The sequence below is a fragment of the Viridibacillus sp. KH_047 genome (genome assembly GCF_057838945.1).
In genome coordinates, this window is record NZ_CM174479.1 from 3298494 (window position 1) to 3311868 (window position 13375).

General features: G+C 35.3%; 17 protein-coding genes. 5 read left to right on the forward strand and 12 right to left on the reverse strand.

Translation table 11 applies throughout. The annotated features are described in order from the left end of the window. Positions 1-26: 26 nt before the first annotated feature. The 4 genes from AC3IS5_RS16290 to AC3IS5_RS16305 form a co-directional block, all read right to left on the reverse strand. Positions 27-413, reverse strand: coding sequence for a transcriptional regulator (locus tag AC3IS5_RS16290; protein ID WP_489425330.1), 387 nt, complete (start codon positions 411-413; stop codon positions 27-29). Between the two features lie 43 nt (positions 414-456). Further along, positions 457-1218 carry an enoyl-CoA hydratase/isomerase family protein gene (locus AC3IS5_RS16295; RefSeq protein ID WP_489425331.1) on the reverse strand — a complete coding sequence of 254 codons (762 nt, stop codon included), beginning with the start codon at positions 1216-1218 and terminating at the stop codon, positions 457-459. A gap of 377 nt (positions 1219-1595) precedes the next feature. Continuing rightward, positions 1596-1769 (reverse strand): 50S ribosomal protein L32, encoded by a 174-nt coding sequence (gene rpmF, locus AC3IS5_RS16300; protein WP_038183775.1) that lies wholly within the window; start codon positions 1767-1769, stop codon positions 1596-1598. A gap of 24 nt (positions 1770-1793) precedes the next feature. Further along, positions 1794-2327: a YceD family protein gene (locus AC3IS5_RS16305; protein WP_489425332.1), complete on the reverse strand. Its 534-nt coding sequence runs from the start codon at positions 2325-2327 to the stop codon at positions 1794-1796. 127 nt (positions 2328-2454) lie between these two features. Here AC3IS5_RS16305 and AC3IS5_RS16310 point away from each other — a divergent pair, with 127 nt between their 5' ends. After that, positions 2455-3666, forward strand: a complete 1212-nt coding sequence (locus AC3IS5_RS16310) for a nucleotidyltransferase (protein WP_489425333.1) — start codon at positions 2455-2457, stop codon at positions 3664-3666. Positions 3667-3669: 3 nt separating this feature from the next. On the opposite strand, the gene AC3IS5_RS16315 is transcribed toward AC3IS5_RS16310, so the two are convergent. After that, positions 3670-4716 (reverse strand): SepM family pheromone-processing serine protease, encoded by a 1047-nt coding sequence (locus tag AC3IS5_RS16315; RefSeq protein ID WP_489425334.1) that lies wholly within the window; start codon positions 4714-4716, stop codon positions 3670-3672. Positions 4717-4939: 223 nt separating this feature from the next. Between AC3IS5_RS16315 and AC3IS5_RS16320 the strand changes: the two genes are divergently transcribed. Then, positions 4940-5749 carry a hypothetical protein gene (locus tag AC3IS5_RS16320; RefSeq protein WP_489425335.1) on the forward strand — a complete coding sequence of 270 codons (810 nt, stop codon included), beginning with the start codon at positions 4940-4942 and terminating at the stop codon, positions 5747-5749. A gap of 54 nt (positions 5750-5803) precedes the next feature. Here AC3IS5_RS16320 and coaD read toward each other — a convergent pair whose 3' ends face one another. Genes coaD through AC3IS5_RS16335 form a run of 3 tightly spaced genes read right to left on the reverse strand, consistent with a single transcriptional unit; the run spans position 5804 to position 8320 of the window. Then, on the reverse strand, positions 5804-6289 hold the full coding sequence (gene coaD / locus AC3IS5_RS16325) for a pantetheine-phosphate adenylyltransferase (protein WP_489425336.1): 486 nt from the start codon (positions 6287-6289) through the stop codon (positions 5804-5806). Then, positions 6282-6857, reverse strand: coding sequence for a 16S rRNA (guanine(966)-N(2))-methyltransferase RsmD (gene rsmD / locus AC3IS5_RS16330; protein ID WP_489425337.1), 576 nt, complete (start codon positions 6855-6857; stop codon positions 6282-6284). Before rsmD ends, coaD begins: the two co-directional genes overlap by 8 nt. A 41-nt stretch (positions 6858-6898) precedes the next feature. Then, positions 6899-8320, reverse strand: coding sequence for a hypothetical protein (locus tag AC3IS5_RS16335; RefSeq protein WP_489425338.1), 1422 nt, complete (start codon positions 8318-8320; stop codon positions 6899-6901). A 55-nt stretch (positions 8321-8375) separates the two neighbouring features. Between AC3IS5_RS16335 and AC3IS5_RS16340 the strand changes: the two genes are divergently transcribed. Continuing rightward, positions 8376-8765 (forward strand): DUF7147 family protein, encoded by a 390-nt coding sequence (locus AC3IS5_RS16340; protein WP_489425339.1) that lies wholly within the window; start codon positions 8376-8378, stop codon positions 8763-8765. Positions 8766-8845: 80 nt separating this feature from the next. Here the strand turns inward: AC3IS5_RS16340 and AC3IS5_RS16345 are convergent, their stop codons facing one another. Continuing rightward, positions 8846-9118 (reverse strand): YlbG family protein, encoded by a 273-nt coding sequence (locus AC3IS5_RS16345; RefSeq protein ID WP_053417558.1) that lies wholly within the window; start codon positions 9116-9118, stop codon positions 8846-8848. 130 nt (positions 9119-9248) lie between these two features. Between AC3IS5_RS16345 and AC3IS5_RS16350 the strand changes: the two genes are divergently transcribed. Then, positions 9249-10148 (forward strand): glycerophosphodiester phosphodiesterase family protein, encoded by a 900-nt coding sequence (locus AC3IS5_RS16350; protein ID WP_489425340.1) that lies wholly within the window; start codon positions 9249-9251, stop codon positions 10146-10148. 53 nt (positions 10149-10201) lie between these two features. Here AC3IS5_RS16350 and AC3IS5_RS16355 read toward each other — a convergent pair whose 3' ends face one another. After that, positions 10202-10648, reverse strand: a complete 447-nt coding sequence (locus AC3IS5_RS16355; protein ID WP_193738638.1) for a YlbF/YmcA family competence regulator — start codon at positions 10646-10648, stop codon at positions 10202-10204. A 372-nt stretch (positions 10649-11020) separates the two neighbouring features. On the opposite strand from AC3IS5_RS16355, the gene AC3IS5_RS16360 reads away from it, so the two are divergent. Continuing rightward, complete coding sequence (locus AC3IS5_RS16360) at positions 11021-11296, forward strand: YqhV family protein (RefSeq protein ID WP_489427921.1); 276 nt, start codon at positions 11021-11023, stop codon at positions 11294-11296. Between the two features lie 77 nt (positions 11297-11373). On the opposite strand, the gene AC3IS5_RS16365 is transcribed toward AC3IS5_RS16360, so the two are convergent. Next, positions 11374-12615, reverse strand: coding sequence for an MFS transporter (locus tag AC3IS5_RS16365; RefSeq protein WP_489425341.1), 1242 nt, complete (start codon positions 12613-12615; stop codon positions 11374-11376). 130 nt (positions 12616-12745) lie between these two features. After that, positions 12746-13372 carry a LysE family transporter gene (locus tag AC3IS5_RS16370; protein WP_489425342.1) on the reverse strand — a complete coding sequence of 209 codons (627 nt, stop codon included), beginning with the start codon at positions 13370-13372 and terminating at the stop codon, positions 12746-12748. Positions 13373-13375: the final 3 nt, after the last annotated feature.

Here is a 13375-nt window from a genome sequence, read left to right on the forward strand (position 1 = left end):
TCCATACGAAATATTTAACTGCATTTTTATTGTCTAACCTTCTCTAAACCTTGTTCGAGCCAATTTACTAACTCATCATGCTCATGCTTTAATGTTTCATGAGATTTCTTCAATGTTTGATAAGCTTCAGATAATTGGTCAAAGCTCATAAGCGCTTGTTTTAGATGTGAACGCATCATTTGCTTTGGCCTTGTTTTAGCATCTTCCAATTCCGCTTCATATTGTGCTCTTAATGTTTTATTCCATCGAAAGCCACAAGCTTGTTTTGTACGGCCTAACTCTTCAGCTGCTTCTTCAAAACCTGCAAGCTGTGATCGACCTTCTCGAACTGCCATTAATATAATTTCCACCAAACGTGTATCATCTACAGCTAACCATTGATCTTTTCTTTTTTTAACTTCTATCTCAATCACCTCGCATTTTTATTACTATATGCGAGTTTTTCAATTTTAGAAGTTATTTTGATTTTGATAGAAAACGATTTACAGCTTCGTGATGTGCATCACTTTCCCACAATTTTGAGCAGGTGTGAACTTCCTCCATAACACGATCAAATAGCCCCATTTCTCGCCATTTGCGCAGCTCCATTTCTTTATAAGCTTTATGAACTGAAGGATGGACTTTACGCATGTCCTCTATAAACGTCTCAAGAGCTTCTTCTTTACCACCTTCAAATACACGCATAGCCCAACCGATTTCATATAAAAGTTCAGCTGGATATGCTTTAGCATCCACTAACATTTTCAAAGCACGATCAAGGCGTAATCCACGTTCAAATAAATATGTTCCGCCACCCCAGCCAGAAGTAATAGCTAAAGTCCCTTGAATGAAACCACATTTTGCTTCAGAAGCTACTAAACGAAAATCACAGGCTGTCGCAATTTCACAACCTCCACCAACGGCAGCACCATTAACTAAGGCAATAGTCGGGACTGGTAATGTTGCCAGATCATAAAGAATTTTGGCCATTTTACTTAGCATTCCAAAAGCTTGCTTTTCGGTTGTTAATGAATGAAACTCTGCTAAATCCCCTCCGGAGCAAAATGCGCGATCCCCTGCTCCAGTGATGACTAAAAAACGTACGGTATCATGATCATGTACATATGTAATTAGTTCTTTAAAACCTTCCATCACTTCATCATTTATGGCATTACGTCGTTCTGGACGATCAATAGTAAATGTTAATACTCCATCTTGTTCTTGAAAATGATACGCCATTTAAATCTACTCCTTTTAGAATAATTAGAAAATAGAAATAATATCATCATACCCGTTTTAATTGGCTGATGCAATGTGCTCCACAAGTCCAACTCAATAATTTAACGAAACTTCTTTATCAGCGAATAAAAGAGATGCTAAATTCAAACATTACCTAATGGAATTTTTTTAAAAGTTATTCAAAAAAATAAAACAGCAACCTAGAGGATGCTGTCAATAATGATAAGATTAAACAATTATATTATGTATTATTTAATGTTATTTAAAATTAATACTTGTTGAGTTCGAAAGAGAGCCTTCAGCATTATTAACAAATAAAAAAAGACCACTAGAGAGCCATGGTCTCTCTAGTAGTCTTTTCCAGAACAAATACTGAATTATTTGCTCACAACTTCTTTACCTTTGTATTGACCGCATGCTTTACATACGTGGTGAGCCAATTTACTTTCACCACAGTTTGGGCAAGCAACCATACCTGGTAGAGCTAGTTTGAAATGTGTGCGACGTTTACGTTTCGCAGTTTTAGAAGTTCTTCTAAATGGTACAGCCATCGATGGCACCTCCTTACAGATCGGTTATTCGTCTGTTTGATCAAAATACTTTGCTAAATCAGCAAGTCTTGGATCTATTTTTTTTGTGTCATTCTGTTTTTGATAGGCTAATTCGTCCTCCGTTGAAAAACTCCAATCAGAGTTATTCTTAGGTGTCGGAATTGTCGCATCTTCTTTATACACTTGCATCGGAATTTCTAATAAAATTAGTTCTTCTAACACAGGGTCAACATTTACTACTTCACCTTCTACAACGTGAAGGTTATCATAGTCTGTTTCATTAGCAGTTTCTGACCAACTGAATATTTCGTCGGACTCAATATCAAATGAAAACTCAACGTCTTCCCATGTTCGTGCACAAGGAAGTGTTAGCGTGCCTGTCAATTGAAAATGACAAGTGATTTGGGATGCACCAAATGTGCAGTGCCCTTTTACATGAACAGGTGTAATCTGACGGATGTCCGGGTTACGTTTCATCACATCATCCAATTGAACTAATTCGTCAATCGGCATCCCGTTTTGGCGATATTTAGATAATTGTGGGATTGCCCATTTCATACGTTTATCACCTCAAGACAACAAAGTTGATTATATAATGCTAAATTATAGATGTCAAGATATTTTCTTGTCACTACTACAAACTCTCCGTATAATTACGGATAAAGAGTGTAAATGGGGTGAAGATTTGATAGCAACCGGTGTAATTGTAGAATACAATCCTTTTCATAACGGCCACCTCCATCATATCAGACAATCACGTGTAGAGACAAAGGCAGATATTGTCATTGCCGTGATGAGTGGTCATTTTTTACAAAGAGGTGAACCTTCTTTTGTCGATAAATGGACGAGAACTAAGATGGCTCTTGCTTCAGGTGCAGACCTTGTTGTCGAATTACCTTATGTGTACGCAACGGCTCAAGCATCCGATTTTGCTAAAGGTGGTATAAGCATATTAGACGCTATGTGCTGTGACTATTTTTCATTTGGTAGTGAAGAAGGTAATATAACACCGTTTTTAAACAGTTTTAGCCTGTTACAAGAGCATAACGATACTTTACAGCAAATGATAAGGGATTCTATCCAAACAGGTATAAGCTATCCTCAAGCGTTAAATACGGCATATAAACAGCTTATCCCAACAAATGAACTGTCATTCGTAGATTTATCAAAACCAAATAATATTTTAGGTTTTCATTATATTGAAGCAGCAAATAAAATTCATTCGAATATAAAAGCTGTAACAATCCAACGTATTAAAGCTGATTATCATGATGCTATTGAAGTCGATTCAACGATTGCTAGTGCTACCGGAATTAGACAGGCAGTTTTTGAAGAGGGTTCGATTGATGGAATCGCCTCCTACATGCCTCAGGCGTCTTTTAAAGGATTAGAAGAATGGCATCATTCAAATAACACTTTTGGAAGTTGGCAGGCTTTCTGGCCACTTTTACGCTTTACAATCATTCGTCATACACCACTAGAACTAGCAAGTTTTGCAGAAGTTACGGAAGGTATTGAATATTTGCTACTACGTGCTGCAAAAGAAAGTGAATCTTTTGTGTCGTTTATGCAAAAAGTTAAATCAAAACGCTACACATGGACACGTATACAACGTATGTTAACACATATTTTTACCGGCTTTACTTGGGAACGTTTAAAAACCTTTAAGCAGCCTTCGTATATTCGCTTGTTAGGGATGACTGAAAATGGTCAAAAATATTTGTCCTCGAAGAAAAAGAATTTTACATTACCTATTATTAGCCGTGTAGCGAGCTCTGACGATGCAATGTTAATGCAAGATATCCATGCCACCGATTTGTATATGCTTGCGCTTAGCGGACCTGCAAATACAAAAAAAATGGGCTTGGATTATAAAACCCCGCCCATTCGTGTATAAAAATTATTTTTGTTTTAAGTCATTTAAATATTTTAATGCATCATCTACTGTTTTTACAGGCACGATTTTCATTTTCGTGTCTATTTTTTTTGCGGTTTCAACAGCTATCTCATAATTTGTTTTGATTCCTGGATTTAATTTTTTTACTTCATCCGTAATTGTATCGTCTGGAGCAAAGAAAATTTCGATACCACCGTCTTCTGCAGCAATTATTTTCTTATCAATACCACCAATTCGGCCAACTTCACCTGATTCTAACATTTCACCTGTGCCTGCTACGTTATATCCTTTTGTGAGATCGCCTTCCGTTAATTGATTGATGATTTCTAATGTGAACATTAACCCTGCAGAAGGACCACCAATTTCATCCGCTTCGATTTTTACATTTGGATTAGTTGTAATTGATTTATTTTCTGTGAAAGTAATCCCAATACCAACTTTTCCTTTTGTCCCAGGTATTTCTTTTAAAGTAACAGATTTTGTTTGCTCTTTTTCATCTCGAATGATAGTAAGTTTTACTTTATCACCGGATTTTTTTTCTGCTAAATAGTCGATCAATTCTGTTTGACGAATAATTTTTTTTCCATCTATTCCAATCACTTGGTCACCAGGTTTTAAAATACCGTCACTAGCACCGTCTTCTAAAACATACACAACATAAACGCCGTTATACTTAATCTCATATTCTTTATTTGCCTTTTTAAAAGCAACATATTTGGCGTTAAATTGTGAATCCGTCATCAGTTTTAATTGACGCAAATTATATTCGTCCTCACTCTCATGTGGACTTCTTACTTGCGTTTCTGGAAGCAATTCTTTTCGACTACTTAACTTAGCACCAGCATAAGTAAAAGGTGTTGCTTTAGACATCGATACAGTCATGAGACTCATTGTTCCTTCGCTGTCTGATTTTGCATTTTCTACCTCTACAAACTGCGAAAGCTCATAAGCTCCACCTGGCTGCATAATATAATAAGGTAATGGATAGACAAAACCTAAAACCGCAATTGCAGCAATGACTATAAAACCTATAAATTTCTTGATATTCAAGACATGTACCTCCAATTAACAAACTCTTAAGCTATGTATATGACGAAACATTAGAAGGTTTGTTCGATTTTTTTAAAAATAATTTTAGTATTTGTGAATTCGACTTACAAAAAGATAAGAATGGGTGGAGCTAATTCTCGTTTCTCGTATGAACATCATTATTTGTTGGGTACTTATTGCTTTATTACTCTTGCAACCAGGTATTGCTCATGAGGGGGCAGATGTGGGCATCAAATTATTTATGAACGCACTCTTCCCCTATTTATTGCCCTATCTAATATTGACCCAATGGTTACTACGCCTGACAAATCAGGGCAATAGTAATTCATCTAAGACCGCTCTTTACTTAAAAGCATATGGCATAAGTGCGTTAGGAGGATTTCCAACTGGTGCAGCGACAATCGCTTTTATGACAAAGGAACAGCAATTAACACTACGAGAAAGTAAGTTTCTACTTGCTATTTGTCATGCCCCTAGTCCACTCTTTATGATTGGCTTTGTTGGTTATGAATTACTTGAAAATGCCTCAATTGGTTGGCAAATGTTACTGCTAATACATAGTGTAAATTTAGTAACACTTGGTATTTTCATATTGTTTTCTAAACGTCCTGCTGAAACAACGTCCATGAAAAAGGAAATAAAACGTGATTCATTTCCTTTAATTGAAAGTATGAAAGGTAGTATTCCGACTGTCCTTTTGGTTGGTACAACTGTTATATTTTTCACTACAATTAGCCATGTGATTGCAAAGACATTACTTCATTTCTTTCATGATTTGCCTGCAGTTTTGGCCGTTTCTTTATATGCAGTGTTAGAAATGACCTCTAGCTTACATATTGCAACACAATCATTTGCAAGTTCTGCTTACTTGCCTTTATGGCTTATGACTATTTTAGCGGTTCAAGGTTTAAGTATTCATTTGCAAGTTGCAGTTTTAGCTAAGGACGCTGATATCCCTCTTGTTCCATACTTTTTATTACGCTTGATTATGATACCTATACTCCCTCTACTGTACTGGGTGATTTTCTTATGAAAATCACCGCAAAAAAGGCTGTTTTATGATGTACATCATAGAACAGCCTTACTTTTATTTCGAATTGAACTTTTCTTTTAATGCAACTTCAACGATATCTGGTACTAACCCATGGATATCTCCACCATATTGTGATACTTCTTTAACAATACTAGAACTCAAAAATGAGTATTTATTTTTTGTCATGATGAAAAATGTTTCAATTTGCTCGTCAAGGAAGCGGTTCATCGATGTGATCTGCATTTCATACTCAAAGTCTGAAACTGCTCGTAAACCACGTACTATGGCATCTGCATTACATTTCTTTGCATAGTCGATTAATAAGCCAGAAGATGAATCCACTTTAACATTTGGCATGTCGCATGTTACTTGTGTAATTAAATCCATTCTTTCATCCACATTAAACAATGGTTTTTTCGAGGAATTATTCATCACAGCAACATAAACTTCATCAAAAATATCGGCGGCACGTTTAATAATATCTAAATGTCCGTTCGTAATTGGATCAAAAGTCCCCGGTACAACAGCTATTTTATTCAATGGATTCTCCTTCTTCCTTCATCGAACGATAAAATGAAATAATAATGCTACCATAACTCTCTTCACGTATTTTTTCGAAATGTAGGAAGGTTTCTGGTAAATCAGTATCACGATCGTGTTCACAAACAATCGTACCAGAGCTTGAGATAACATTATTTGATACTATTTCTTCTACTAAATCATAATATGCTCGTTTTTTATAAGGTGGATCTAAAAAGATTAAGTCAACTTGTACGCCTTTTTTTATAAGAGCTTTCATAGCTCTAACTGCATCGTTTCGAAAAAGCTCAGTCTGTTCTTCATAACGACATTTTTGTATGTTTTCTTTTAGATTTTGGAAGGCACGTCCATCTTTTTCAATGAAAATCCCTTTATCCATTCCTCTACTAATGGCTTCAATACCTAGTCCACCACTACCTGCAAATAAGTCCAAAACGGTACCACCGTCAAAAAACGGACCTAATATATTGAATAATGATTCTTTAACTTTATCTGTTGTTGGTCTAGTGGTTGTGCCAGATACCGCTTTTAAAGGCATCCCTTTTCTGTCACCAGCAATCACTCTCATTGTTTCACCGAACCTTCTCTTACTTACATTTTTAATCGATTTTAATTCAAAATAGCAGATGGCGCAATATTAATTTTGTCATCCGACTTTTCTACATCGACTAAGAATAACCTAACAAGCCATGCTTCTTCCACATAATAATCGTCACCAAATTTTTCGAAAGGTTGCGAAATGATATTATAGCGTTTTTGATTATAGACATAGAATGGCTCAGTCATTGGGAATCTGAAATTTCGCGTATTACTTTCTATATACAATCCATTTTTCCCTTTGCTTACTTCATAGCCAAGACTATTTAATACCGGTACCGCTTTATAAAAAATACGGCCATCTTTGAAAATAACTTGCGCATCATCATCCTCAGTATCATTCAAATACACATGTCGCGCATCTTCAAATAACAACGGAGCAATCTCAGTACGATCATTGTCATTCATTTCAAAAAATGACGTTTGTAAATCAAGCGTTTTAGACAACAATTTGTCAAGTCCTTTTGGTGAAATCACTTCACCTTTTTGAGCTAACAAACTTTTTTTCCATACTTTTGCTTGTTCACTTGTCATGTACTTATTTACAATCTGAGTGATTTCATGCGCCTTATCAGAGCCAATTTCTTTCCCAGATATAAAGGACGCAACGGCGATTGGCAACCAATTATTATTACTTACAAAGTCATATTGTTGTCCAATCTGTGACATGACTATTTTCTGTTCAATAGAACCAATATTAAATACTGGGGTAAATAAAATTCGTGAAGCTGAGTTTTTCTTTGAACTTTGCATAATCGCTACATGATTAAAGCCTTCCAAAGAAAATTCTTTTAAATCTGTTTTTAAATCCTTCGATATCGCCTTGTCACTATATAAAGTGACTTGCTCATTTTCAAAGACCGTTTTCAACTTTTGTTTTTGCCAATATAAATCAGTCACTGCTCCGTAACCGCTATACATTGAATAATCTACTAGATCAAGTGTTTTTTGACCTACTAATTGTAGACCAGTAAACCATTGACCACCCGATTTTGTCTCATCGGAAATGTGAACCTTTGTATGTACTGGGGTTCCATTTTGTAGAGTTAAAAAAATATTACGCAAAATTTCACCTGAAGTAAGCCCTTTTTTAGATATTGGAAACTCATATGAGATGGATTGGTTCTTTTCATCTCCTGCTTTTAGCTGAGTTAGTTGCTCATTTAAACGTTCGCAACTTTTGATATCATCTAAAAGACATGCCTTTTTCTTACTCTGAGTTGGCCAAATAAGCTTCACATTATCTTGAGGGAGGTCGGTAAAGTGATGATTCACTATCAACTTTCCTTTACGATAAATCACTTCTATTTCTTGGTCATAGTTAAATGCCTTATCCTCTTCAGACAATTGATCCGAAAAGACATGGTACTGAAAAGTTAACATTATGCCGTTTAAAAATAATAAAATTGAAAATAAGCTGGCAGCAAATTTCATGTGCTAATCCTCCTGCATCATGATACTATGTGTTAGGAAAGGATGTGTACGAACAATGATTCAACAATTTATTGAACTCGGCAAAGGTTTTGGTGACGTTTTTGAACTATGCGAACTTGCCGAAACAAATCAGCATCGCTATCGTAATGCCTTCATACTTGTAGCTGAACATAACGGCAAAACTGTAGCTTCTCTTGCCGTAGCTTTTAATCCAGTTGGTGAAAGTAAATTTACACCACTTTATATTTGTAGAGAAGGTATTTCGCATTCAAAAACAAAGCCCTCTAAACGAGTACAACTATTCGAAAATAAAATAACTGAAATCGGTAGACAAGCAATTACGTTAAACGTAAAACACTCATCTGAATTTGCAGAAACTACTCTCTATTACCAATATCTTATTGGTATTATGCGTCTCAATCATTATATCCCACCCATGCACTAACTGATACGTTTCATCAATTTCCATTCAGTTTGACAACAATATACTGGATGTTCTTTTTATCGACAAATATAACCAAAGTTTTATAAATCAGTTTTATAATCGTATTCTTTTGCCTTATCAGGTTTCGCATTTTCAAACTCAGTTGATACAAAAGGACGATATGAGGGCACTGCGTTTTTAACATACGGAAGTCGTATCATTTTGGCCATCGTCGCTTCAATTTCATCTTGATCACAATAAAGTACAACATATTTTAATTTTCTTGAAATATAATGTACATGTCCATATCTTCGCAAAGATTTTGCTTGTTTTAAATGATGGACATACACAATCAGGCCTTGTCGGTCTTTCATATGGATTCCCTCTTTTCTTACAAACAAGAATACCATAGCTTGGAATTCAATCGCAACCAAGTTTAGCTGACAGAGATATGGTTTATCCGTTATAATAAAATTAGAAGTCTGCATTTAGAGGAGGACTATAATGGGAAAGAAAACGAAAGTTGCAATCGCAATTGCAGCGGCAAGCGCAGCAGCATGGGCAGGTTCAAAAGCTCTTTCAAAACCTCAAAAACGAAGCGATAAAGATGCATTACAATATGACCAACCGATTGTACTTGCACATCGTGGCGGCTCACATTTAGCACCAGAACATACAATGGCTGCATTCCGCAAAGCAGCAGAACTCGGTGTACACGGCTTCGAAATCGATATTCGTTTAACAAAAGATGAAGAAATCGTTGTTTTCCATGATGAGTATGTTGATCGTACTTGTGACGGATCAGGTCGCGTAGCAGATTTAACTTTAGAAGAATTACAGTTATTAAACTTTGGCTATAATTTTGTTGATTTGGATGGTTACTTACCATATCGAGAGGATAAACAATCAATTGTTACATTACGTTCATTGTTAGAAGAATTCCCTCAAATGCTCGTAAATATTGATATGAAAGATGCGCCAGATACATATGAGGGAGGACTAATGCCTTCAAAACTTTGGCGTTTAATCGAAGAGTTAGGTGTCGAAAATCGGGTTGTTGTGACAAGCTTCTTCGACGAACAAATCGATCGATTCAATCTTTATGCTCAAAATAAGGTTGCTTTAGGTGCTGGTCAGGGCGAAGTGAAAAAGGCTTATACTTCCTTCACTAGTCAATTCGGCCATCTATACCATCCAAAAGTTGACGTATTCCAAATTCCATCGAAATTTGGTGTTTTTGCTTTAGATAATGCTAGCTTTATACGTTTCTTAGAAAACTTGAATATTCCGGTACATTATTGGACAATCAATGACGTATCAACAATGGAACAATTACTCGCAGTCGGTGCCAAAGGTATTGTTACTGATCGCCCTGATTTAGCAATTGAACTATTAAATGAATAACAGAGTTATATATAAGAAAAAAGACTTATACGAAATTCGTATAAGTCTTTTTCTTATGCTGAACAAGAACAACTACCGCCAGTTCCACAACCCGAACCACATGAGGAGCTAGAGTTTAAGAATGGATTACTAACAGGCACTTTTACAGCCTCTGATACCGTTTTGCCGATTAACAAACTGATTTCATCTAGTAAATCTTGATAATCATTTTCGGCAACTTTAAGAGCTGCTATTTTATCGTTTAAATCGAGTTTACGTTTTTGCAAACGGATCGATTTCATAATTGTTTGGTAATCTGGATGATACTTCCCAAAACGTTGAACATCCTCGTATTGCTCTTTCATCCGTTGGAATGAAGCAATTTCTTCTACAAGTTCAACATCGGAATACACACTGTTGTAGGCATGCTGCAACGTTGCGATTTCTTTGGAGGATCGTATCATTTTACTCAGGACATCTACTTCATCAAGGATTTGTGCCCACTCTGAAGTCATCATCATATTTCATTCCCCCATTCCATTAATATCATAACAGATTTACTGTTTTATTGTTAAGTTAGCGATTGAAAAAAAGTTATTCGTTTAAAGCCCCCTAGCCTTTTTCGAATCTTTCTTCAAACCAAATCTTAAATCTCCCTTGTACAATTGCACTATAAAAAATGCCCTGAACAACTCATCCCCACTTATTAACTGTCGCAACTATTTTATCAAAAAGCATGACTTATTGATAATAGTGGAAAAGCATACATACACTATAGAAAAGCCAAAATGATAGTTACCAATAAACTAAATTTACATATTTCTCTTAAATCAGTTTTCACTACTTCTGTACGAGCTAAGTTATCTACTTACGATGAATATGAAAAAAACAAGGTGGTCATTTCTATCGAAAAAGCACTTCTTTTAATTATTTTGTTAAGACTATGTTCAGGGAGTATTGAGTTGACAGCAGCACTTTTTATGTTTAAGTACAATGACTTAGAAAAAGCATTTTATATCAATACTCTCCTCGCATTAGTTGGACCTACTGTTTTAATTGTTACGACTGGAATTGGTTTATTCGGCTTAGTCGAAAAGGTTTCGTTGCTCAAAATGGTTTGTCTATTCTCAGGAATTTTCCTCATCCTTTTCAGTTTGAATTCCAAGTAAGCAAAATCATTATGTATTTTCATATTAAAAAAACAAAAAGGAACGATTCAGCTAAGTTAACTGATCGCTCCTTTTTATTATGTGGTGCTATTTTTTTGCCCGATTTTATCAATTTGAATGAACTTAAATACTAAAAACAAGATAATAAGCCCTATCACACCAGCTGCAATATAACTCATATTTAGATATTTCTCCATAACCAATGACATAACAGGTGGGCCTGCTGCAACACCGATAAATCTTGCTGAACTATAAAAAGAAGAAACAGTACCTCTCTCCTCTTTTCGAATATTCTCAGTAATGATAGCATCTAACACTGGTAATATTGCTCCGATTGCAATGCCCACAATACTGGTCACTACTAACAATAAAACCAACTTTTCTGCTGTAAATCCAACAAACACAACACTAATAGAAAGGACAATTAAACAAATAATCATCAGCTTCTTAATGAGCTTCATATCCCCTTTTATCTTCCTGCCAGTAATAAAAGAAGCGATACAGAGCATAAGTAAAGGAATAGCTAATACGAATCCTTTTTTTACACCTTTAATATCGTGTGTTTTTTCAAGATTTTCAGATAAGAAAAATAACGCACCAAACAAAATAAGCATAACAAATGCCCCGTTTAGAAATACGGTGAATAACCACTTTCCCTCTTTCTTAAATGTGGTTTTAACATTGGTCAAAAACTCTTTTAATTTTACTGGTTCATCTTTTTCTTTAGGTACTTTTACAAAGAAGAAAATTAGTACGATAGAGATTAAGCTAAAAGCAGATATTGAGAAGAATGGTAAAAACCATATGAAAGCTGCAAACAATGAACCAAGAATTGGACTTAATACTTTTCCGAACGTATTTGACGTTTCAATGATTCCTAAACAGGAACTTGTTTTTTCATCATCATCTTTATATAAGTCACCTACTAGCGGTAATACTATCGGCATAGCACCTGAAGCCCCTGCGCCTTGCAAAATCCTTCCAATAATAATACCCATATACGGATTTTCCATTTTCCAAGACGCTATACCAGCTATTAGACCACCGATTAACGCTAAGATTAAACTCGGTAAGATGACCATTTTCCTTCCAAAACGATCCGATAAGTAACCCGCAACCGGAATAAGAATAATTGCCGCTACTGAATAACTGGTAATAATCATACTTGATTGGAAAGAAGAAATACCCACGTTTTTTTCCAATATCGGTAACACTGGGATTAACATAGAATTTCCAAGTGTCATAACTAAAGGAATTGAGGCCAAACTGATTATACACCAAAGGCTGACTTTGTCTTCACGATTATCCACATTCCCCATCCATACACCTCTATTAACTGTTAGATTAATTTCCATTAATAAAGGTATGATTTCCTTGCTGATTTTTTTTATGCGTTTGGATATACATTATGTACACTAAGGAAAAGAGCGTTTTGAACATCAAGACAAATTAAAAAATGGAATGGTAAGCTTGAATACCAAAATAAATACCGAATCCAATCATCGATAAAGATGAAATAATGGAAATGATTTTCAAAAAAGATGGCGATAAAATTTTCCGTGAACCACCTGATATAGTGGCCATTATGAAATCGACTAAAGAAATGCCTAGTAATATGAATGCACTATAAAGAATTATTTCAACTCCTGATAATGTTCCCGCTCCTCCTACTAGGACAGATCCATATATACCTAACCAAAAAAGGATTGTTAATGGATTTAACAATGCCATTAAAAAACCTGATAATAATGAATGTCTTAAACGAACCACTTTTTCAAATTTTGAATCCATCTCAATAGTATGTAATGTAAGTAGATTCTCAATCCCTGTATACATAAGTACGAAAAAGCCGAATGACCAAAGTAGCGTTTTTATTAAAGGTACCTCTATAAAGTGTCCAATGCCAAAGTACACCATGACCATATATAAAATATCGGTGACGACTGCACCAAGCCCGAAAAACCAAGCATGGAAAAATCCATTTTTAATACCTGTATTTAATAAAGTTGCTTTAACAGGGCCAATTGGTGTAGCTAAAGATACCCCTAAAAAGAAGTAGGGAAGTATGGAATTCATGAA

Bases quoted from the DNA above. Each gene is read 5' to 3' on its own strand.
- AC3IS5_RS16295 (WP_489425331.1), bottom strand. From the start codon at position 1,218: ATGGCGTATCATTTTCAAGAACAAGATGGAGTATTAACATTTACTATT.
- rpmF (WP_038183775.1), bottom strand. From the start codon at position 1,769: ATGGCTGTACCATTTAGAAGAACTTCTAAAACTGCGAAACGTAAACGT.
- AC3IS5_RS16305 (WP_489425332.1), bottom strand. From the start codon at position 2,327: ATGAAATGGGCAATCCCACAATTATCTAAATATCGCCAAAACGGGATG.
- rsmD (WP_489425337.1), bottom strand. From the start codon at position 6,857: ATGAGAGTGATTGCTGGTGACAGAAAAGGGATGCCTTTAAAAGCGGTA.
- AC3IS5_RS16335 (WP_489425338.1), bottom strand. From the start codon at position 8,320: ATGAAATTTGCTGCCAGCTTATTTTCAATTTTATTATTTTTAAACGGC.
- AC3IS5_RS16340 (WP_489425339.1), top strand. From the start codon at position 8,376: ATGATTCAACAATTTATTGAACTCGGCAAAGGTTTTGGTGACGTTTTT.
- AC3IS5_RS16345 (WP_053417558.1), bottom strand. From the start codon at position 9,118: ATGAAAGACCGACAAGGCCTGATTGTGTATGTCCATCATTTAAAACAA.
- AC3IS5_RS16350 (WP_489425340.1), top strand. From the start codon at position 9,249: ATGGGAAAGAAAACGAAAGTTGCAATCGCAATTGCAGCGGCAAGCGCA.
- AC3IS5_RS16355 (WP_193738638.1), bottom strand. From the start codon at position 10,648: ATGATGATGACTTCAGAGTGGGCACAAATCCTTGATGAAGTAGATGTC.
- AC3IS5_RS16365 (WP_489425341.1), bottom strand. From the start codon at position 12,615: ATGGGGAATGTGGATAATCGTGAAGACAAAGTCAGCCTTTGGTGTATA.
- AC3IS5_RS16370 (WP_489425342.1), bottom strand. From the start codon at position 13,372: ATGAATTCCATACTTCCCTACTTCTTTTTAGGGGTATCTTTAGCTACA.